Source organism: Streptomyces krungchingensis (assembly GCF_054729265.1).
Window position 1 is genome coordinate 2,204,251 of sequence record NZ_JBPUKY010000001.1, and the last position, 20,585, is coordinate 2,224,835.

General features: G+C 72.2%; 21 protein-coding genes. 15 read left to right on the plus strand and 6 right to left on the minus strand.

Annotation, left to right across the window (positions count from 1 at the left end; all coding sequences use genetic code 11):
• The first annotated feature begins 1 nt into the window (after position 1).
• The gene (bioD, locus tag ACSYGO_RS09870; RefSeq protein WP_460386502.1) at positions 2 to 718 is read left to right on the plus strand and encodes a dethiobiotin synthase; all 717 of its coding nucleotides are present in this window, start codon (positions 2 to 4) and stop codon (positions 716 to 718) included.
• 562 nt (positions 719 to 1,280) lie between these two features.
• Entirely contained in the window at positions 1,281 to 2,000 is a 720-nt protein-coding gene (locus tag ACSYGO_RS09875) for a class I SAM-dependent methyltransferase (protein WP_426678737.1), read from the plus strand.
• A 129-nt stretch (positions 2,001 to 2,129) separates the two neighbouring features.
• On the opposite strand, the gene ACSYGO_RS09880 is transcribed toward ACSYGO_RS09875, so the two are convergent.
• Both ACSYGO_RS09880 and ACSYGO_RS09885 read right to left on the minus strand, forming a co-directional pair.
• The gene (locus ACSYGO_RS09880; RefSeq protein WP_426678738.1) at positions 2,130 to 2,504 is read right to left on the minus strand and encodes a fic family toxin-antitoxin system, toxin component; all 375 of its coding nucleotides are present in this window, start codon (positions 2,502 to 2,504) and stop codon (positions 2,130 to 2,132) included.
• A 4-nt stretch (positions 2,505 to 2,508) separates the two neighbouring features.
• Positions 2,509 to 2,748, minus strand: coding sequence for a toxin-antitoxin system antitoxin component (locus tag ACSYGO_RS09885; protein ID WP_028800409.1), 240 nt, complete (start codon positions 2,746 to 2,748; stop codon positions 2,509 to 2,511).
• 218 nt (positions 2,749 to 2,966) lie between these two features.
• On the opposite strand from ACSYGO_RS09885, the gene ACSYGO_RS09890 reads away from it, so the two are divergent.
• The 10 genes from ACSYGO_RS09890 to mug all read left to right on the plus strand — a co-directional run bounded on the left by ACSYGO_RS09890 (position 2,967) and on the right by mug (position 14,098).
• Positions 2,967 to 3,866 carry an ABC transporter ATP-binding protein gene (locus ACSYGO_RS09890; protein WP_460386503.1) on the plus strand — a complete coding sequence of 300 codons (900 nt, stop codon included), beginning with the start codon at positions 2,967 to 2,969 and terminating at the stop codon, positions 3,864 to 3,866.
• Positions 3,867 to 3,873: 7 nt separating this feature from the next.
• Positions 3,874 to 6,441 (plus strand): ABC transporter permease, encoded by a 2,568-nt coding sequence (locus ACSYGO_RS09895; protein WP_460386504.1) that lies wholly within the window; start codon positions 3,874 to 3,876, stop codon positions 6,439 to 6,441.
• Positions 6,442 to 6,507: 66 nt separating this feature from the next.
• On the plus strand, positions 6,508 to 7,389 hold the full coding sequence (locus ACSYGO_RS09900) for an LLM class F420-dependent oxidoreductase (protein WP_426678835.1): 882 nt from the start codon (positions 6,508 to 6,510) through the stop codon (positions 7,387 to 7,389).
• A 107-nt stretch (positions 7,390 to 7,496) separates the two neighbouring features.
• Entirely contained in the window at positions 7,497 to 7,922 is a 426-nt protein-coding gene (locus tag ACSYGO_RS09905; protein ID WP_426678741.1) for a GNAT family N-acetyltransferase, read from the plus strand.
• A 221-nt stretch (positions 7,923 to 8,143) separates the two neighbouring features.
• Complete coding sequence (locus ACSYGO_RS09910) at positions 8,144 to 9,469, plus strand: hemolysin family protein (RefSeq protein ID WP_426678742.1); 1,326 nt, start codon at positions 8,144 to 8,146, stop codon at positions 9,467 to 9,469.
• Entirely contained in the window at positions 9,466 to 10,479 is a 1,014-nt protein-coding gene (locus tag ACSYGO_RS09915) for a hemolysin family protein (protein WP_426678743.1), read from the plus strand. Before ACSYGO_RS09910 ends, ACSYGO_RS09915 begins: the two co-directional genes overlap by 4 nt.
• Before the next feature lie 378 nt (positions 10,480 to 10,857).
• Entirely contained in the window at positions 10,858 to 11,640 is a 783-nt protein-coding gene (locus ACSYGO_RS09920; RefSeq protein ID WP_460386505.1) for an SGNH/GDSL hydrolase family protein, read from the plus strand.
• Between the two features lie 60 nt (positions 11,641 to 11,700).
• Positions 11,701 to 12,051: a DUF4326 domain-containing protein gene (locus ACSYGO_RS09925; protein ID WP_426678745.1), complete on the plus strand. Its 351-nt coding sequence runs from the start codon at positions 11,701 to 11,703 to the stop codon at positions 12,049 to 12,051.
• A 59-nt stretch (positions 12,052 to 12,110) separates the two neighbouring features.
• The gene (purB, locus tag ACSYGO_RS09930; protein ID WP_432172289.1) at positions 12,111 to 13,553 is read left to right on the plus strand and encodes an adenylosuccinate lyase; all 1,443 of its coding nucleotides are present in this window, start codon (positions 12,111 to 12,113) and stop codon (positions 13,551 to 13,553) included.
• Complete coding sequence (gene mug / locus ACSYGO_RS09935; RefSeq protein ID WP_426678836.1) at positions 13,550 to 14,098, plus strand: G/U mismatch-specific DNA glycosylase; 549 nt, start codon at positions 13,550 to 13,552, stop codon at positions 14,096 to 14,098. The genes purB and mug overlap by 4 nt, the downstream gene beginning before the upstream one ends.
• Positions 14,099 to 14,173: 75 nt before the next feature.
• On the opposite strand, the gene ACSYGO_RS09940 is transcribed toward mug, so the two are convergent.
• The 3 genes from ACSYGO_RS09940 to ACSYGO_RS09950 are packed head-to-tail and all read right to left on the minus strand — an operon-like array spanning position 14,174 to position 16,319.
• Positions 14,174 to 14,617 (minus strand): hypothetical protein, encoded by a 444-nt coding sequence (locus tag ACSYGO_RS09940; protein ID WP_426678747.1) that lies wholly within the window; start codon positions 14,615 to 14,617, stop codon positions 14,174 to 14,176.
• Between the two features lie 41 nt (positions 14,618 to 14,658).
• Positions 14,659 to 15,381 carry an ABC transporter permease gene (locus ACSYGO_RS09945; RefSeq protein WP_432186758.1) on the minus strand — a complete coding sequence of 241 codons (723 nt, stop codon included), beginning with the start codon at positions 15,379 to 15,381 and terminating at the stop codon, positions 14,659 to 14,661.
• A 2-nt stretch (positions 15,382 to 15,383) separates the two neighbouring features.
• Positions 15,384 to 16,319: an ABC transporter ATP-binding protein gene (locus ACSYGO_RS09950; protein ID WP_460386506.1), complete on the minus strand. Its 936-nt coding sequence runs from the start codon at positions 16,317 to 16,319 to the stop codon at positions 15,384 to 15,386.
• 108 nt (positions 16,320 to 16,427) lie between these two features.
• Between ACSYGO_RS09950 and ACSYGO_RS09955 the strand changes: the two genes are divergently transcribed.
• From ACSYGO_RS09955 to ACSYGO_RS09965, 3 genes are all read left to right on the plus strand, one after another.
• Positions 16,428 to 17,594: a sensor histidine kinase gene (locus ACSYGO_RS09955; RefSeq protein WP_460386507.1), complete on the plus strand. Its 1,167-nt coding sequence runs from the start codon at positions 16,428 to 16,430 to the stop codon at positions 17,592 to 17,594.
• Positions 17,595 to 17,608: 14 nt separating this feature from the next.
• Positions 17,609 to 18,271, plus strand: coding sequence for a response regulator transcription factor (locus ACSYGO_RS09960; RefSeq protein ID WP_426678751.1), 663 nt, complete (start codon positions 17,609 to 17,611; stop codon positions 18,269 to 18,271).
• 98 nt (positions 18,272 to 18,369) lie between these two features.
• The gene (locus tag ACSYGO_RS09965) at positions 18,370 to 19,527 is read left to right on the plus strand and encodes an ROK family transcriptional regulator (RefSeq protein WP_359489798.1); all 1,158 of its coding nucleotides are present in this window, start codon (positions 18,370 to 18,372) and stop codon (positions 19,525 to 19,527) included.
• 49 nt (positions 19,528 to 19,576) lie between these two features.
• On the opposite strand, the gene ACSYGO_RS09970 is transcribed toward ACSYGO_RS09965, so the two are convergent.
• The gene (locus ACSYGO_RS09970; RefSeq protein WP_426678752.1) at positions 19,577 to 20,338 is read right to left on the minus strand and encodes a GntR family transcriptional regulator; all 762 of its coding nucleotides are present in this window, start codon (positions 20,336 to 20,338) and stop codon (positions 19,577 to 19,579) included.
• Positions 20,339 to 20,585 lie beyond the last annotated feature (247 nt).

Sequence of the window (20,585 nt, forward strand, 5' to 3'; positions counted from 1 at the left end):
CATGCCGGTACTGGTGATCACCGGGACGGGCACGGAGGTCGGCAAGACGGTCACGACCGCCGCCGTAGCCGCCGTGGCCCTCGCCGCCGGTCGTTCCGTCGCCGTACTGAAGCCCGCGCAGACGGGTGTGGGTCCGCACGAGTGCGGGGACGCGGACGAGGTGGCCCGGCTCGCGGGTGCCCTGACCACGCGCGAACTCGGCCGTTTCCCGGAGCCGTTGGCGCCCGCCACGGCCGCGCGGCGGGCCGGTCTCACCCCGGTGCGGCCGCAGGAGGTCGCGGACGCGGCGGGCAAGCTGGCCGCCGACCACGACCTCGTGCTCGTCGAGGGCGCGGGCGGACTGCTCGTACGGTTCGACGACGAGGGCGCGACGCTGGCCGACGTGGCGCGGCTGCTCGACGCGCCCGTGCTCGTGGTCGCCGCGGCAGGCCTCGGCACGCTCAACAACACGGAGCTGACTGCCCGTGAACTCCGGCGGCAGGGGCTGGGCTTCGCGGGAGTGGTCATCGGCAGCTGGCCCGACTCCCCCGACCTCGCCATGCGGTGCAATCTGGCGGACCTGCCGGAGGTCGCGGGCGGGCCGCTCCTCGGCGCGATCCCGGCCGGCGCCGGCGCACGGGACCCGCTCGACTTCCGTGCCCGGGCGGCGACCTGGCTCGCCTCGCCGCTCGGCGGGACCTGGGACGCGAACGCCTTCACCGCGGCGCATCCCGCCTGAGGCGACTTCGGGGGGCGCGGCATGTCCCGGGCGGCTCCGCGCCCGGACGTGCCGCGCGCACCGGTAGGCCAGGCCGTGCGGAGCCGGAGCCTTGGGCGCGGGACACCGACGTCTTGGGCGCGCGGCTCCGGTACGTCCGCCGGCGGCACCGGCGTCGCGAGTGTGCGGCACCGGCCACCGACCCGCCCGGACGGGCCGAGCCGGCGCCATGGCCGTGCGGCACCGGCGTCCTGGGCGTGCCGCGCCGACCTCATGGGCGGGCCGCTCCAGTGCTTCCGGACGGGCCGAGCACGTCCTGGGCGCGCCGCACCGGTGCACCCGGTTGTGCCGGGTCGGCGTGCTGGGCGTGCCGCACCGATGCATCCGGATGTGCCGAGCCACCCTCCTGGCCGCGCCGCACCGGTGCACCCGGATGTGCCGGGTCGGCGTGCTGGGCGTGCCGATCGGGCGTCCCCGTAGGGCTTTTCCGGTGCGGCGCGGCTCCTCGTGGGCCGGGTCGCGCGTGCGGCGGAGCTCCCGGGGGGACAATCACGGTAGGGCGCATCGTCCCGGGAGGTCCTTCATGCCGTTCACGCCGCTCAGCCCGGCCGGCTCCCGCAAGGTGGCACGAGACGCGGTGCACCATCCCCTCTTCGCCCGCTACTACGCCCGCATCAGCGTGACGGCCGAGACGCGGATGGGCATGGGCGGGATCCGCGACCGGCTGCTCGCCGGACTGTCCGGGCGGGTCATCGAGATCGGCGCGGGCAACGGACTGAACTTCGCGCACTACCCGCACACCGTCTCGGAGGTCGTCGCCATCGAACCCGAGCGGCTGCTGCGGCAGTTGGCGGTCGAGGCGGCGCTGCGTTCCGAGGTGCCCGTCGACGTCGCGCCCGGTACGGCCGAGGCCCTGCCGGTCAAGAGCGAGGCCTTCGACGCCGCCGTGGTGTCGTTGGTGCTCTGCAGCGTCCGCGACGTGCGGCGCGCCCTCGCCGAGCTGCAGCGCGTGCTGCGCCCCGGCGGCACCCTGCGGTTCTTCGAGCACGGCCGGGGCGGCGGGCCCGCGATGACCTTCACCCAGCGCGGCCTGGACCGCACGGTGTGGCCCCGCCTCACCGGAGGCTGCCACCTGGCCCGCGACCCGGTCGCCGCGCTGCGGGACGCCGGGTTCGAACTCGGCCCGTACCGGCGGCTGATGATGCCCGAGAAGGGGCCGCGGCTGCCCACCTCGTACTGCGTGCTGGGCACGGCGTGGCGCCCCCGCCTCACCGAACCGGAGAAGCCGGGGCCGACGCCGTGAACACAACTGCCCGTGCGGCAGGAAGGCTCGGCGCGCCGGGAGCGGTCGGCACGGTCGGCACAGTAGGACCGTCCTGAGCGGCAGGAAGGGTCGGCGCGCCGGGAGCGGCCGACGCCGCCGTCCCCGTCCTCACAGGCTCCAGCGGCGCAGCTCGTGCGCGATGTCGTGCACTGTGGCCTCGCCGCTCTTCACCAGACGCGCCAGTTCGCGCACCTGCTCGGGCGAGGTGACGACCTTCAGCCCGCTCGCGACGAGATAGGCGTACGCGACGGCCGAGGCGAACATGGCGTTGGAGCGCTCCAGGGCGGGGACGTGCAGCAGCAGCTGGAGCAGCGCGGCGGCGCGGGCGTGCGGACTGTCGTAGACGGGGATGCCGAATATCTCCGCCTCGTGCCGGCTGACGGCGGCGACGAGCGCGCCCCAGTCCGTGACCTGGGGATCCCCGGGTGTCTTCTGTTCGGCGATCATGAGGAGCCAGGCAAGGTCGACTCTGAGATTGCTCAACGGATCAACGACGACCTTCGCGCGTGCCTTCGCGGTCCGCGCCGAACTCCTCGGCGAAGACGGATTCGTATTGCTTCATGAAATCGGCGGCGGCCTCCACGAACGTGTGGCCGACCTCCCCGGTGTCCTGCCGGACCAGCTCTTCGATGTAGCGGTTCACACTCATCCCGCGCTCCAGCGCTCGCTCGCGGGCGGCGCGGGCCGTGCCCTCGTCCACCCGTACGTTCAGCTGAGTCTTGGCCATGCTTCGAAGCTAGCGCCGGATCGCTAGCACCGGCAAGGGGGGCGCCGCATCCGGGGGTGGAGTGCCCCGGGTGGAGCATGGCCCTTACACCGGCATCGTGGGCACGACCTGCGGTGGAGGCCGACCGGCACCTCGGGGGGATACCAAGTGTGCCCGCGGTCACATTAGGCTCTGCCGGGACATGAGGAGTCGGGACGTCGATCGCTGAGGAGGCGGCCTTGTCCACACCTGCTGCGGAGCATGCTCTCGGGCGCGCGGAGGGGGACGGGATCGCCGCCCGCGCCCGGGGCCTGACCAAGGCCTACGGCTCGGGCGAGACGACGGTGCTCGCCCTCGACTCGGTCGACGTGGACATCGCGCGCGGCCGCTTCACCGCGGTGATGGGCCCGTCGGGGTCCGGGAAATCCACCCTCATGCACTGCCTGGCGGGGCTCGACACGGTCTCGGCCGGTCAGGTGTGGCTGGGCGGTACCGAGATCACCGGCCTGAAGGAGCGCGAGCTGACCCGGCTGCGGCGGGACCGCATCGGCTTCATGTTCCAGTCCTTCAACCTGATCCCGACGCTGAACGCGGCCGAGAACATCACGCTGCCGATGGACATCGCGGGCCAGAAGCCCGACCAGAAGTGGCTCGACCAGGTCATCGACACACTGGGGCTGCGCGCGCGGCTGAAGCACCGGCCCGCCCAGCTGTCCGGCGGTCAGCAGCAGCGCGTCGCCTGCGCCCGCGCGCTCGCCTCGCGCCCCGAGCTGATCTTCGCGGACGAGCCGACCGGCAACCTGGACTCCCGTGCGGGCCTGGAGGTCCTCGGATTCCTGCGCGAGGCGGTCGACGACCTCGGCCAGACCGTCGTGATGGTCACGCACGACCCCGGTGCCGCCGCCCACTCCGACCTGGTGCTCTTCCTCGCCGACGGACGGATCGTGGACGAGATGGAGCGCCCCTCGGCGGACGCCGTCCTGGAGCGGATGAAACGCTTCGACACGATCCGGGTGACCTTCGACGGCGCGGGCGACGGACCCGGCGCCGACGCGGCGCCCGCCACCGGCAGTGTCGGCCCTCCGGGCGAGCCCGGCGACTCCATCGAATCCAGCGACGTGACCCTGGACAAGGACTGAGGCGGTCGTGCTCAAGGCGACACTGCGAAGCTTTCTCGCGCACAAGGGCCGACTGCTCCTCTCGGCGCTGGCCGTCGTGCTGTCCGTCGCGTTCGTCGCGGGCAGCCTCATCTTCTCCGACACGGTCACCCGCACCTTCGACCGGCTCTTCGCCTCCACCGCGGCCGATGTGACGGTGGAGCCGAAGAACGACCTGGACTCGCAGATCCCGACCGGCGCCACCCAGACTGTGCCCGCCTCGCTCGCAAAGCGGCTGGCGAAGGTCGACGGCGTCGCCGCCACCCATGTGGACGCGGCCGTCGAGAACGCCACGGTCGTCGACGCCGACAACAAGTCGGTCGGCCCCACCACCGGCGCCCCCACCATCGTGACCAACTGGGAGGTCACCGAACGCAGTCCGGTGAAACTGACCTCCGGCCACGAGCCCAGGGGTGACGGCGAGGCGCTGCTGGACGCGGACACAGCCGAGAAGAAGCACGTCGGCATCGGCGACACCCTGACGGTGCAGGCGCAGCCCGGCTCGTTCAAGGTGCGGATCGTGGGCATCGCCACCTTCACCACCACCAACCCCGGCGCCGCGCTGCTGTTCCTCGACACACCGACCGCGCAGACCAAGCTGCTGGGCAGTCCCGACGCCGCGACGAGCGTCTCCCTGGACGCGGCACCGGGGGTGAGCGACGCGGTCCTCAAGCAGCGCGTCGCCGCCGAACTGGGCACCCGGACCTACGAACTGAAGACGGCCGAGGAGCAGGCCAAGTCCTCCGCCGAGCAACTCGGCGGCTTCCTGGACGTCATCAAGTACGTGATGCTCGGCTTCGCCGGCATCGCGGTCCTGGTGGGCATCTTCCTGATCGTCAACACCTTCTCGATGCTGATCGCCCAGCGCACCCGCGAGCTGGGGCTGTTGCGCGCGCTGGGCGCGGACCGGCGTCAGGTGCGCCGGTCCGTGCTCACCGAGGCACTGCTGCTGGGTCTGGTCGGCTCGACACTGGGGCTCGCCGCCGGAATCGGTCTCGCGCTCGGGCTGATCAAGCTGATGTCCGCGTTCGGCATGAACCTCAAGTCGACCGAGATGGTGATCGGCTGGGCCACGCCCGTCTCGGCGTACGTGGTCGGCGTCGGCGTCACCTTCGTGGCGGCCTATCTGCCCGCGCGGCGCGCGGCCGGTGTCTCCCCGATGGCGGCCCTCGCGGACGCCGAGATCGCCGGCGTGGGCCGGCCCCTGCGGATGCGCGCCGTGGTGGGATCGGTGGTCGGCGCGGCCGGTGTGGCCGCGCTCGCGGGATGTGCCGCCGCGTCGAAGACCTCGACGGCCGCCTCTCTGCTGGGCCTGGGCGTCGTCCTGACGCTCATCGCGACGGTGATCGCCGGCCCGCTCCTGGTGCGGCCGGTGATCCGGGTTCTCGGCGGAGCCTTCCCGGCCCTGTTCGGCTCGGTCGGCCGGATGAGCCAGCGCAACGCGCTGCGCAATCCGCGTCGCACGGGCGCCACCGCGGCGGCCCTGATGGTGGGCCTCGCCCTGGTCGGCGGGATGTCCGTGGCGAGCGCGTCGATGACCAAGTCGTTCGACCAGCAGATCGACAAGACGCTCGGCGCGGACTTCGTGATACAGAACAGCAACTTCCAGCCCTTCTCGCAGGAGCTCACGGACAAGGTCCGCGGCACGGACGGCGCCGGGCTGGTGGTCCGTCAGCGGTTCACGCCGGTCGCGGTGCGGCTGCCGGACGGGAAGCGCGTCGAGACGACCGCGGCGGCCTACGATCCGCAACTCGACGAGGTCGCCCACGTCACGTACGCGCAGGGCGACACGGCGGCGGCGCTCGGCGACGGCCGCATCGCCATGGACAGGAAGTTCGCGCAGGAGCACGACGTCCGGGTGGGCAGCACCGTCCCTGTCGAGTTCCCCGCCGGCCGCAACACCCGCCTGACGGTGGGGGCCCTCACCGACCAGGACTCCGGCGACGGCTTCGGCATGCAGGGCGGCCTGTTCTTCGGATTCGGCACCATCGAGAAGTACGTGCCGGGCGGGCAGGACTCCGCGCTGTACGTGAACGCGGCGTCGGGCACCACGCCCGACCAGCTGCGCACGAAGCTGGAGAAGTCTCTCGACCCGTATCCGCAGGTGCAGGTCCGCGACCAGGCCGACTACAAGAAGCTGATCCACGATCAGATCGCGGTACTGCTCTACCTCGTGTACGCGCTGCTCGGGCTCGCGATCGTCATCGCGGTGCTCGGGGTGGTCAACACCCTGGCCCTGTCGGTCGTGGAGCGCACCCGTGAGATCGGTCTGCTGCGCGCCATCGGGCTCGCCCGCCGTCAGCTGCGCCGGATGATCCGGCTCGAGTCGGTGGTGATCGCCGTGTTCGGAGCGGTTCTCGGTCTGGCGCTGGGTGTCGTCTGGGGCGTCTGCATCCAGCAGGTCCTCGCTCTGCAGGGCATGAAGGCGCTCGCCGTCCCGTGGGCGACGATCATCGCCGTCGTCGTCGGTTCGGCGGTGGTGGGCATCGTCGCCGCCCTGCTGCCGGCCCTGCGCGCGTCCCGGATGAACGTGCTGGCCGCGATCGCGCACGAGTGACGTACCCACTTCCTGTCCGCCGCCCGGGCGCAAGTCGACCGTGACCGAGGAGAGTTCATGTCCCGTCTGTTGCGTCCCTTCCGTTTCGGCGTCAGCCTGCTCGCACCCGCTCCTGTGGACGAGTGGCACGCGAAGTGCCGCCGGGCGGAGGCCCTGGGATACGACGTGATCACGGTGGCCGATCACCTGGGCCTGCCCGCGCCGTTCCCGTCCCTGGTGGCCGCCGCTCAGGTGACCGAGCGGCCGCGCCTCGGCACGTTCGTGCTCAACGCGGGCTTCTGGAACCCCGCGCTGCTGGCCCGCGAGGTGGCCACCACGGACGCGCTGACGGGCGGGCGTCTCGAACTGGGCCTGGGCACCGGCTATGTGGAGGCGGAGCACGAGACGGCCGGACTGCCCTGGGGCACACCACGTGAGCGCGTCGACCATCTCCAGCACACCATCGAGGAGTTGGACCGGCTCCTGAGCTCGGAGGACCACGAGCCGCGCCCCGTCCAGTCGCCCCGGGTCCCGCTGCTGATCGGGGCCAACGGCGACCGGATGCTGCGGCTCACCGCCGAGCACGCCGACATCGCGGCATTCACCGGGGCGCGCACCCTGCCGGGCGGCAGGCTGGAACCGGTCACCGCCGCGGAGCTCGACCAGCGCGTCGCCGTGTACCGGGAGGCGGCGGCCGGGCGGAAGGAGCCCGCCGAACTCAACCTGCTGATCCAGATCGTCACCGTCGCCGAGGACCGCTCCGAGGCGATCCGCCCGTGGCTGCCCCGTATCCCCCACCTGACGGAGCAGCAGGTCCTGGAGCTGCCCATCGTCCTGGTGGGCACGCTGGAGGAGATCACCGAACGATTGCGGACGCAGCGTGAGCGGTACGGCATCTCGTACCTGACGGTCCTGGAGCCCCACATGGAGGCGTTCGCTCCTGTCGTCGAGGCGTTGCGCGGCGCATGAGTGCCCACCCGCACACCCCGTGCGTCCTCGGCGACGGCGGTGTCGACGACGGTGTCCGGATGATGGAATTCCGTGCCACCGTCCGGACCGGGTGATGGGATCGCCGCATGACTGAGCTGCGGATACGGGCCGCCGAGCCCGCCGACGTCGACGCCGTGCTGGGCTTCTGGAAGGTGGCCGCGGAGGGGACGAGCATCAGCGACGACCGGGACGGCGTCGAACGGCTGGTGGCCCGCGATCCGGAGGCGCTGATCCTCGCCGAGCGCGACGGCGAACTCGTCGGCACGGTGATCGCGGGCTTCGACGGGTGGCGGTGCCATCTGTACCGGCTGGCGGTGCACCCGGAGCGGCGCCGGCTGGGCATCGGCTCCGCGCTCCTCGCGGCCGCGGAGGAACGTTTCGTACGGCTCGGGGGACGGCGCGGGGATGCCATGGTGCTTCAGCGGAACGAGACCGCGCACCATGCCTGGCGCGCGGCCGGGTACAGGTCCGAAGAACACTGGCGGCGCTGGGTGAAGCCGCTCTCCGGCTGAGCGGCGCGGTCGGGGCGCCGCCGCCCGGGGACACCCCCGACCGGAACGCTTTGCCCGTCCTTTACCATTGGAAGATCACTCGATCGTCCGATGACATATGAAAGGTGTGAGCGTCCGCCCATGGGCGAGCCTCCCAGTAGCCGATGCCGTGACCCGCACGGCGGCCGCCGACGTCGCGCGGTCCTCCCGTCCCTGGCCGACCATGGGACGGAGGTGACCCGATGACCGAAGTGCTCCTCCTCCTGGTGGCGGTGCTGCTGTCCCTCGCCTGTGGCGCCTTCGTCGCGGCGGAGTTCTCGCTGACCACCGTGGAGCGCAGCGAGCTGGAGCGCGCCGTGGAGCGCGGTGAACGCGGTGCGTCCGGCGCCCTCAAGGCCGTACGGAACCTCACCTTCCAGCTCTCCGGCGCCCAGCTCGGCATCACCGTCACCAACCTGGTGGTCGGCATGCTCTCGGAATCCTCGATCGCCGAACTGATCGCGGGTCCGCTGGAGGCCGTCGGCATCTCCCCCTCCGCGTCGCGGTCGGTGGCCCTGGTCATCGGTACGGCACTGTCGACGATCTTCCTGATGGTCGTGGGCGAACTCGTGCCCAAGAACTGGGCGATCTCCTCGCCCCTCGCCGTGGCCAAACGGGTGGCGACACCGCAGCGCTGGTTCAGCGCCGCGTTCCGCCCGTTCATCACGCACCTGAACAACACGGCCAACCGTGTCGTACGCCGCTTCGGCCTCGAACCCGCCGAGGAGCTGGCCTCCGCGCGCGGCCCGCAGGAGCTGGTGGCACTCGCCCGGCACTCCGCCAAGCAGGGCGCCCTGGAGGCGGACACCGCCGAGCTGTTCGTGCGCACGCTGAACCTGGCCGACCTGACCGCGGAGAACGTGATGACCCCGCGCGTCCAGGTCATCGCGCTGGACGTCCAGGCGACCGCCGAGGACGTGGCGAACGTGACCCGGGCCACGGGCCTGTCCCGCTTCCCCGTGTACCGCGGCAGCCTCGACTCGGTCGTCGGCGTCGCGCACATCAAGGACGTACTGACCGTGCCGGCGGAGCGTCGCGCGCAGACGTCCGTCTCCCAGATCGTGCGCGAGCCCCTCCTCGTCCCCGAATCGCTGACGGTCGACCGGCTGCTCGACCGGCTGGCCGGCAAGCGCACCATGGCCGTGGTCATCGACGAGTACGGCGGGACGGCCGGGGTCGCCACCCTGGAGGACATCGTCGAGGAGGTCGTCGGCGAGGTGCGGGACGAGCACGACCCGCACGAGACACCGGACCTCGCCCCGGTCGGCCAGGACGAGGACGGCCGCGAGCTGTACTCGGCCGACGGCTCCGCCCGCATCGACCAGCTCGCACGGGTCGGGCTGCGGGTGCCCGAGGGCCCGTACGAGACGCTCGCCGGCTTCGTCGCCGCCGAGCTCGGCCGCATTCCCGCCGTCGGCGACACCGTCGAGGTCGCCGCCTGGCGGCTCGACGTGGTGGACGCCTCCGGGCGGCGTGCCGCGCGGGTACTGATGCACGCGCCGAGCGACCAGGAGGAGGGGGCGCGATGACCGCCGTACAACTGCTGATCGGCCTCGCGACGCTCGTCGTGAACGCCTTCTTCGTGGGCGCCGAGTTCGCGCTGATCTCGGTGCGCCGCAGCCAGATCGAGCCGCACGCCGAGCAGGGCGACCGGCGGGCCCGCAGCGTGCTGTGGGGACTGGAACACGTGTCGGCGCTGCTCGCCGCCGCGCAGCTCGGCATCACCCTGTGCACACTGGTCCTCGGCATCGTCGCCGAGCCCGCCATCGCCCACCTGCTGGAGCCCGTGTTCCACGCGATGGGCGTGTCGTCGAGCGCCGGTCACGCCGTCTCGTTCGTCATCGCGCTGACCCTGGCGACCTATCTGCACATGCTGCTCGGCGAGATGGTGCCGAAGAACATCGCGCTCGCGGAGCCGGTGCGCACCGCGCTGCTGCTCGGCCCTCCGCTGGTCGCGCTCTCCCGGGCGCTGCGCCCGGTGATCTTCACGGTCAACGCCTTCGCGAACGGGCTGCTCAAGCTGTTGCGGGTCGAGGCGAAGGACGAGGTCTCCGCGACCTTCTCCGACGACGAGCTGGCCCGGCTGGTGCAGGACTCCGGCGCCGCGGGGCTCATCGACGACCGCGCCAAGGAACGGCTGCACGACGCCCTGGAGCTCGGCCGCCGACCGGTGTGCGACGTGGTGCTGCCACTGGAACGTGTCGTCTACGCGCGCGTGGGTGTCACCCCGGAGCAGCTGGAGCGGCTGTCCGCCGAGTCGGGCTTCTCCCGCTTCCCCGTCGTCGACGACGGCCGTCGCATCGTGGGCTACCTGCACGTCAAGGACGCGCTCGACGCGACGCCGCGCGACCTGCCGTTCCGTGTCCAGGACATGCGGTCCATCGCGCGGGTCCGCGAGACCACCCCGCTCGACGACGTCCTCACGGCCATGCGGCGCAGCCGCACGCATCTCGCGGCCGTCATGGGCAGCGACGGGCGGCTCGCGGGGCTGGTCACGATGGAGGACGTACTGCGGGAGCTGTTCGGTCAGCCGGCGTAGCGGACGCCCACGGGCGGGCCGTCGCGGACTCCGGTGGTGACGTGGGCGGTGCGCGGGTGGGCCGGGCCGTGCGCGGGTGGGCCGGCCGTGCGCTCCGGCGCGCCGGGACTTCCCGGGGGCGTCGGCGTGCCCCGGCGCTCGGACGCTCCCGGGGGCGGCCGGGGGCGGCTCTGAGGTCCGGGCGCGGCGCGCGTCCCCCCGGGCGTTCGCCTCGAAGGGCGGCTCCCCATGTCCGGACGCGGCACACGCCCCCGGGGCGTTCGCCTCGAAGGGCGGCCCCCGGTGTCCGGGCGCGGCACGCGTTTTCGGTCGAGGTGGGGCGGGGCCGACGGCCCGACCGACCGACAAGTATGTGATCGGGTTACCATCTTTGGCGCCATGCAAACAAATGCCACCTACACCAGCCTCGTCGCGGTCGGCGACTCCTTCACCGAGGGAATGTCGGACCTGCTGCCCGACGGTTCGTACCGCGGATGGGCCGATCTCCTCGCGAGCCGGATGGCGGCCCGAACCCCCGGTTTCCGGTACGCCAACCTCGCGGTGCGCGGCAAGCTCATCAAGCAGATCGTCGACGAGCAGGTGGACGTGGCAGCCGCGATGCGGCCCGACGTCATCACCCTGGTCGGCGGACTCAACGACACGCTGCGGCCCAAGGTCGACATGGGGCGCGTCCGCGGTCTCCTGGAGGAGGCCGTGGAACGGCTGGCCCCCGCCTGCGAACAGCTGGTGCTGATGCGCAGCCCGGGCCGCAACGGTCCGGTGCTCGAACGCTTCCGGCCGCGCATGGAGGAACTCTTCGCCTGTGTCGACGACCTCGCGGCACGGCACGGCGCGCTCGTGGTGGACCTCTACGGAGCGCCCTCGCTCGCCGACCCCCGTCTGTGGGACGTGGACCGGCTCCACCTGACGCCCGAGGGGCATCGCAGGGTCGCGGAAGCCGTGTGGCAGACCCTCGGCCACGAGCCGGAGGACACCGCCTGGCGGACGCCGATGGCGGCCACGCCTCCGCCGCGCTGGCTCGCCCGGCGCACCGCCGACGCGCGGTTCGCCAAGCAGCACCTGCTGCCGTGGATCGGGCGGCGGCTGACCGGCCGGTCCTCCGGCGACGGACGCCCGGCGAAGCGGCCGGAACTGCTGCCGTACGAGGGGCCGGCGGCATAGCCGCCGACGTCCGGGCGACGCCGTGGGGTACACAGGAGACGTACCGCTGAAGGGAGCCCCGTGCCCACGACCGTGATCAACCTGAAGGGCCACATCCGCGAGTTCGGTCCCCGGCTGGAAACCGCCCCCGACGATCTCGTCTACGTGGGCCGCCGCTGGACCATGGGCCATTGGGACCTTCCGCAGCACCCGCTGTACAACCCGTTCGCGCCCGACACCGCCACCAAGCGGCGCGACGGCACCCGCGCCGAGGTCATGGTGAAGTACCGGGCGTATCTGCTGGAGCGGCCCGAGTTGTTGGAGCTGGTGCCCACCCTGCGTGGGAAGACGCTGGCCTGCTGGTGCGCTCCCGAGCTCTGCCACGGTGACATCCTGGCCGAGATCGCGGACGGGTCGGCGCCGGACTCGTAGCTTCCCACGAACAACCCCGCGGCGCTGGCCTGCAGGAATCGCCAGTAGAATCCGTACACGTGACTGCCGCGCCTGCAAAGCCCCGTATCCCCAACGTCCTCGCCGGACGCTACGCCTCCGCCGAGCTCGCCACGCTCTGGTCCCCCGAGCAGAAGGTCAAGCTGGAGCGTCAGCTCTGGCTGGCCGTGCTGCGGGCCCAGAAGGACCTCGGGATCGAGGTTCCGGACGCCGCCATCGCCGACTACGAGCGCGTCCTCGACCAGGTCGACCTCGCGTCGATCGCCGAGCGCGAGAAGATCACCCGCCACGACGTGAAGGCGCGGATCGAGGAGTTCAACGACCTCGCCGGGCACGAGCACGTGCACAAGGGCATGACCTCCCGCGACCTCACCGAGAACGTCGAGCAGCTGCAGATCCGGCTCTCGCTGGAGCTGATGCGCGACCGCACGGTGGCCGTGCTGGCGCGTCTCGGCAAGCTCGCCGGCGAGTACGCCGAGCTGGTCATGGCCGGCCGCTCGCACAATGTGGCCGCTCAGGCGACCACCCTCGGCAAGCGCTTCGCGACCGCCACGGACGAGCTGCTCGTCGCGTACGCCCGGGTCGAGGAGCTGATCGGCCGCTACCCGCTGCGGGGCATCAAGGGCCCGGTCGGCACGGCGCAGGACATGCTCGACCTGCTGGGCGGGGACGCGGCGAAGCTCGCGGACCTGGAGCAGCGCATCGCAGGGCACCTCGGCTTCGCGCAGGCCTTCACCTCCGTCGGCCAGGTCTACCCGCGCTCCCTCGACTACGAGGTCGTGACGGCCCTCGTGCAGCTGGCGGCGGCCCCGTCCTCGCTGGCCAAGACGATCCGCCTGATGGCCGGGCACGAGCTGGTCACGGAGGGCTTCAAGCCGGGCCAGGTCGGTTCCTCGGCGATGCCGCACAAGATGAACACCCGCTCCTGCGAGCGCGTCAACGGCCTGATGGTCATCCTGCGCGGCTACGCGTCGATGACCGGCGAGCTGGCGGGCGACCAGTGGAACGAGGGCGACGTGTCCTGTTCCGTGGTGCGCCGGGTCGCGCTGCCCGACGCGTTCTTCGCGCTGGACGGTCTGCTGGAGACCTTCCTCACCGTGCTCGACGAGTTCGGCGCGTTCCCGGCCGTCGTCGCCCGCGAACTGGACCGCTACCTGCCGTTCCTCGCGACGACGAAGGTCCTGATGGGCGCGGTGCGCGCGGGCGTCGGCCGCGAGGTCGCCCACGAGGCCATCAAGGAGAACGCCGTCGCCTCCGCCCTCGCCATGCGTGAGCAGGGCGCCGAGCGCAACGAACTGCTCGACAAGCTCGCCGCGGACGCGCGCATCCCGCTCGACCGCGCCCAGCTCGACGAGCTGATGGCGGACAAGCTGTCCTTCACCGGTGCCGCGGCCGACCAGGTCGCCGCCGTCGTGGGCCGCGTCGAGGAGATCGTGAAGCAGCACCCGGAGGCCGCCGGCTACACGCCGGGAGCGATCCTCTGACACGGCTCACACCCGCGGACCTCGAGGCCGCCCGCGACCGGCTGGTGCCGGATGTCGTCGCGGACGGCCTCGACGTGCTGTTCTGCGGTATCAATCCGGGTCTGATGACGGCCGCGACGGGTCACCACTTCGCCCGCCCCGGCAACCGCTTCTGGCCCGTGCTGCACCTGTCCGGCTTCACTCCCCGGCTGATGAAGCCGGCGGAGCAGCAGGAGCTGCTGTCCTACGGGCTCGGCATCACCAATGTGGTGGCGCGGGCCACGGCCCGTGCCGACGAGCTCGGTGCCGACGAGTACCGCGAGGGCGGGCTGCTGCTGGCCGCCAAGGTGGAGCGGCTGCGGCCGCGCTGGCTGGCCGTGGTGGGCGTGACCGCCTACCGGGCCGCGTTCGGTGAGCGCGGGGCCCAGGTGGGGCCGCAGGAACGGACGTTCGGAGCCAGCCGCGTCTGGGTGCTGCCCAACCCCAGTGGGCTCAACGCTCATTGGACGGCGGCGACGATGGCCGAGGAGTACGCCCGGCTGCGGGAGGCCGCCGCCGAGGGGTGAGGGACCCGAGGGGTGAGGGACCCGAGGAGTAAGAGGCCCGAGAAGTTAAGTCCAAGGAGTCACGGGCCGAACGGGTCAGGGCGGGTCGATCTCCGTGATCACGGCGAGGAGCTGGAACGGCAGCTCCTTGTCCCACTGGGAGACCCCGAGGGCCACCCAGCGGTCGTGGTGATCGGCCTTCCACAGGTGCACGTCCGGTACGTGCGCACTCAGGTCGCCCCACGGCTCGGGTATGTCCTCACCGCTCGCCGTCCGCCCGAACACGCTTCTCAGGCTGACCCGCTGAGGTGCTCCCCAGCGGAGGGTGAGCAGCTCCGACAGACCGTCGCGGTCGGCTTCGTACTGCTCCTCCGTCTCCTCCCACGCCGTGCCGTCGTCCTCCCAGAAGTCCTCGCTCGTCGCCAGTTCGGCTATGTGGTAGCCGGGTCCTGCGGTGCCGACGTCCGACCGGCCGTGCTCCGCCGGGAAGTCCGCGGAGCACAGCCGCTCGATCGTGGCGAGGTGCTGCGCGCTGGTCATGACATCCAGTAAAGCGGCTGCCACTGACAATTGGCGTCCCGTCAGGCGTCCCGGCGCCGCATGCTCCACGCTCCGGCCGCCAGGGCCCCCGCCGCCCAGAGTGCCGTGACGCCGAGGCCCGTCCAGGGGCCGAGGGCGCCGTCCCACGTCTCGTGCAGCACCACCTGACCCGCCTTGTCCGGCAGGAAGTCCGCCACGGTGCCCGACGCTCCGCCGACGACGAAGGAGACGATCAGGAGGAACGGGATCAGGATGCTCAATGTGGCGACTCCACTGCGCAGGACGGCCGCGATTCCCGCCGCGAAGAGGGCCATCAGCGCCAGATAGATGCCACAGCCGACGGCGCCGCGCAGTTCCTCGCCCCACGTGAGCGTGCTCGCCCTGGAGCCGAGCACCGCCGTGCCCACGACCATGCTCACGCCCCCGGAGACCAGGCCGATCGCGAGGGCCGGGCCGCCGACGGCCACGGCCTTGGCCGCGAACCATCGCACGCGGTCGGGAACCGCGGCGAGCGAGAGGCGCAGGGCACCTCCTTGGAATTCCGCCGAGACCGCCTGCGCGCCGAAGGTGATCGCCGCGATCTGTCCGAAGCTGACGCCGAAGAACGTGGAGAACAGCGGGTCGAACTCCTCCCCGGAGTCGTCCAGTCCGGCGAGTGCGGAGAAGGCGGTGGTCGCGAGGAGGACGGCGGCCAGCCCCCACAGGAGCGACCGCAGCGTACGGATCTTGATCAACTCCGAGCGGAGTGCGGGTGCGAACGTCATGGTCAGGCCTCCTGGGTCTGCGACGTGGTCGGGGTGGCGGCGAACTCGGTCTCGGCGCCCGTCAGGTCCAGGTAGGCCTGCTCCAACGTGGCCTCCTCCGAGGCGAGTTCGAGGACGGGGAGGTGCGCTGCCGAGGTGAGGCGCCCGATGTCCTCCACGCGTGCGTCGAAGGCCGTCCAGCGGCCGTCCTCGCCCTCGACGGCCTCGATGCCGTGCCGGGCGAACAGGTCGCCGAGCGCGGCTCCGTCCATGGTGCGCACCCGCACCCGGGGCTGCACGCGCGCGTGGATGAACTCCCGCATGGGCATGTCCGCCAGGAGCCGGCCGCGGCCGAGGACCACGAGGTGGTCGGCGAAGGACGCGGTCTCGTTCATGAGATGGCTGGAGACGAGGACGGTGCGGCCCTCGCGGGCCAGCTCGCGCAGCAACTCCCGGATCCAGATGATCCCTTCGGGGTCGAGCCCGTTCGACGGCTCGTCGAGCAGCACCACCGGCGGGTCGCCCAGGAGAGCGGCCGCGATGCCGAGGCGCTGGCGCATCCCCAGGGAGTACGTCTTGACCCGCCGCCGGGCGACGGAGCCGAGTCCCGACTGCTCCAGCACCTCGTCCACCCGCCGTTCGGGGATGCGGTTGCTCGCGGCGAGCGCCCTCAGGTGGTCGCGGGCGGTCCGCGAGCCGTGCGCCGCCTGCGCGTCGAGCAGGGCGCCCACGTGGCGCAGGGGCTCGTCAAGCGTGGCGTAGGCGCAGCCTCCGACGGTGGCGGTGCCGGACGTGGGCCGGTCGAGGCCGAGCACGAGCCGCATGGTGGTGGACTTTCCGGCGCCGTTGGGACCGAGGAATCCCGTGACACGGCCCGGGAGAACGCTGAAGGTGAGGTGGTCGACGGCGCGCTTGGTGCCGTACTCCTTGGTCAGGTCCTGGACGTCGATGCTGGTCATGGCGACAGCGTGGCCGGTGCCGACCGGGTGGGGCCTCCCCCACTGGTGGAGATCGTCTCCCCCGCCCGGGGGAGGTCCGTTGTCAGTGGCTCCTGGCACGATGACGCAATGGCCCGCTTTCTGCGCCCGCTGGTCCGGGGGACGACGTACACACGACTGCTGCACCTGTGGGTGCCGATGCTGTTCGTCTCCGTGTGGCTGTTCATCGACATGTCGAAGCCGTGGGTGCCGGCCGCCCTGCTCGTCCCGCTGGGGCTGATCCCCGCGGTGCGCCGGGGTGAGGGAGTACAGGCGCGCTACATGCTGGCGCCCGGGGAGCGGGAGACCTCTGGGGCGACCTTCTCCGTCTCGCCCGCGATCACCTGGCGCGACCGGCTGCGGACGGTGCTCTGGCTGGAAGCGCGTATGGTCCTCGGGTGGGTCCTGGCGCCCGCCACGGTCTGGCTGCCGGCGACGGCGGTCGTCCTCACCCAGGCCTCGTTCCGGTCCGTGTCGATCGACACCCCGGTCGCGACGCTCCACTCCGATCCGCACTGGGCGTACGCGCTGCTCGTCCCGCTGCCGCTGCTCGCGCTGTACGGCGTGGTCGTCGGGCTCGGTGAGCTGATCACGGCGATCGCCCGCCGGCTCCTCGGCCCCTCGCCCACCGAGCGGCTCGCGGCGCTGGAGGAGCGCACCGAGCAGCTGCTGGAACGCAATCGCATCGCCCGCGAGCTCCACGACTCGATCGGACACGCCCTGACCGTCGCGGTGGTCCAGGCCGGAGCGGCCCGCGCGGCCGGCGACCCCGCCTTCACCGAGCGAGCGCTGGCGGCCATCGAGGACACCGGTCGTGCCGCCCTGGAGGATCTGGAGCGCGTACTGGGCGTGTTGCGCGAGGCGGAGCGGCCGGTGAGCAGCCGCCCCACCCTGGCCGACGCCGACCGGCTGCTGGAGTCGGCGCGCTCCTCCGGGGCCAAGGTCGACGCCGACGTGACGGGCCCGTTGGACACGGTGCCCGGTCCGGTGTCCCGGGAGGGGTACCGCATCCTCCAGGAGTCGCTCACCAACGTGTTGCGGCACGCGGGCAGCGTCCCCGTCCAGGTGCGTGTCGAAGTCCGGGACAAGTCGCTGGAGCTGGAGGTCCGCAATCTGCTGACCTCGGACATACCGGGGCCCGGCCGGGGCAGCGGGCTGCGCGGTATACGGGAACGGGCCGCGCTGCTCGGCGGTCGCGCGCGGACGGGTCCGGACCAGGGAGAATGGCAGGTGCATGTAGAGCTGCCGCTGAGTTGATCTAGGCTGGCCGGATGCCGGTCACCGTTCTACTCGTCGACGACGAACCCCTCGTACGCGCGGGTCTGCGCGCCGTCCTGGAGGCGCAGTCCGACATCGAGGTCGTCGGGGAGGCGGCGGACGGTGCCGCGGTGATCCCCCTGGTGCGGCAGCTGCGTCCCGACGTGGTCGCCATGGACGTCCGTATGCCGCTCCTGGACGGCATCGAGGCGACGCGCGCGGTGCTGCGCACGGTGAGCGATCCGCCGAAGATCCTCGTGGTGACGACGTTCGAGAACGACGAGTACGTCTACGAGGCACTGCGGGCGGGAGCGGACGGGTTCCTCCTCAAGCGGGCGCGGCCGGCCGAGATCGTGCACGCGGTGCGACTGGTCGCCGAGGGCGAGTCGCTGCTGTTCCCCGCCTCCGTACGGCAGTTGGCCGCCGAGTACGGCGACACCGCGGGCAATCCCGCCGCCCGGGCCGCCATGGAGCGGGCCGCGCTGACCGAGCGGGAGGCGGAGGTCCTGCGCCTGATGGCCAGGGGTCTGTCGAACGCGGAGATCGCCGCACGGCTGACCGTCGGCACCGAGACGGTGAAGTCCCACGTCAGTGCCGTCCTGGCGAAACTGGGGGCCCGGGACCGCACCCAGGCGGTCATCGCGGCGTACGAATCGGGGTTCGTGGCGCCGGGCTGAGCACGACGCGTCCGCGGTGAGGGGGTCCCGGCACTCGCCGGGGTGCGCCCCGCCGAGTACGATCCGCCCAACACGCGCGCGAGCTGGGAGGACGGACGTTGGGGCGGTTGACCGGCGGGGACCCCTCTCTGCTGCGAAGGATCAATTCCGCGGTGGTGCTGCACGCACTGCGCGCCACGGACTGCGCGACCCTCACCGAGATCACCCGGGTGACCGGACTGTCCCGGCCGACGGTCGAGGGCGTCGTCGAGGGCCTCATCGAGAACGGGCTCGTCGTCGAGAAGGCGGCCGAGGAAGGCGCCGCACGGCGCCAGGGGCGTCCGGCGCGCAGGTTCCGCTTCCGGGCCGAGGCCGGCCATCTGCTGGGCCTGGAGATCGGCCCGCACCGGGTCGCCGCGCTCCTCGCCGACCTGGACGGCCGGGTCATGGGGGCCATGGCGAAGGACGTCGACGAGACCGCTTCCGCGGACGAGCGGCTCGAACGGCTGCGGGTGGCCGTCGCGGAGCTGCTGCGCCGGGCGGGCGTCTCCCGCAACTCCCTGCGCGCGGTCGGCGTGGGCAGCCCGGGGATCGTCGAGGCGGACGGCACCGTGCGACTGGGCACGGCGCTGCCCGAGTGGACGGGCCTGCGGCTGGGCGAGCGACTGAGCCGTTCCTTCAAGTGCCCGGTGCTGGTCGAGAACGACGCCAACACGGCAGCGGTCGCCGAGCACTGGAAGGGCGCGGCCACCGAGTCCGACGACGTGGTGTTCGTCCTCGCGGGACTGAGTCCGGGCGCCGGGTCGCTGATCGGCGGCCGGCTGCACCGCGGGTACGGGGGCGCGGCCGGCGAGATCGGCGCGCTGCATCTGCTGGGGCGCGACGTCACCCCGGAGACCCTGCTGTCCACGACGGACGAGCCCTTGCACCCGCTGGACGAGCAGGCCGTGGCCGAGGTCTTCGCCCTCGCCAGGAACGGCGATCAGCGGGCCCGTGCGGCCGTCGACCGTTTCATCCAGCGCCTGGTGCACGACGTGGCGGCGCTCGTCCTCGCCCTCGATCCCGAACTGGTCGTCATCGGCGGCTGGGCGGCCGGGCTGGACGGTGTACTGGAGCCGCTGCGGCGCGAGTTGGCACGCTATTGCCTGCGCCCGCCGAAGGTGACGCTGTCGATGCTGGGCGAGGCCGCCGTGGCGACGGGCGCCCTGCGGCTGGCCCTCGATCACGTGGAGGAGCAGCTGTTCGCGGTCGAGGGGACCGTGACGGCGCGCCGCTGACCCGCGCAGCACGCCGCGCCCCGGGCGTGACCGGGGCGCGACGTGCGGCTCAGGAGGCGCGGCGCTCCGGGTCGTGGTGTATCTCGACGCCGCCGGAGTCGCCGAACGTCAGCCGGCAGGTGTCGGCCCGGTACGTGGCGACGGAGACCGCGGCGGTACGCCCCTCGGCGAAGAACCGGGTCGTGACGACGAGCACGGGAGCTCCGGGGAGCCGGTCGAGCTCCTTGGCGTCGTCCGCGCGCGCCGAGCCGAGCTCCACCGCCCGGTCCTGGTTCTCCAGGTCCAGCCGCTGGAGCTCGCGCAGCACGGCACGCGCGCGTGCCGCACCCGAGGGCGCGTCTATGGCCGACAGGTCGGGGACCGAGGACGCCGGCACGTAGAGCAGTTCGGCGGCGACCTGCTGGCCGTGGGTCACCCGGGAACGGCGCACCGTGTGGACCTGTTCGCCGTGTGCCGTCTCCAGGATGGCTGCCACCGAGGCGGGCGGTGCCGCCACCGTGCAGTCCGTGGCCTGCCACGCGTCGCCGGCCGCGCCCGGCCAGGTGTGCTGTTCGGATCCCACGGCGACGCCCACGCGCGGCGGCGCGACGGTGGTACCGACGCCGCGGCGGCGCTGGAGCCTGCCTTCCAGTTCGAGCTGTTCGAGGGCCTGTCGCAGGGTGGCCCGGGCGACGCCGAACCGGGCTGCCAGGTCACGCTCGTTGGGCAGGATCTCACCGACCGAGAACTCGGAGTCCAGTGCCTCACTGAGCACGGTCTTGAGATGCCAGTACTTAGGCTCCGGCACCGATTCCAGCTGCGTGGTCCCCACCCTGTCCTCCGCAATCGCCGTGGCCCGGCGGCGTTTTAGCGCCCTTGTTTATTAAAGGTTCTTGCACTATCTCTGCGACGATAGGCCCGCCCCCACCCTTGGTCAAGACCAATCCTCGATCCCTTACGCAGTGCACAGGCGCGTTGCCGCAGAGCGTTCACGGGGCGTTCTCACGGGGTGATCTTCCGGACACGACGCCGAAAGCCCCCGTCCAGAGGACGGGGGCTTTCGAGCACGTACGGGGGCG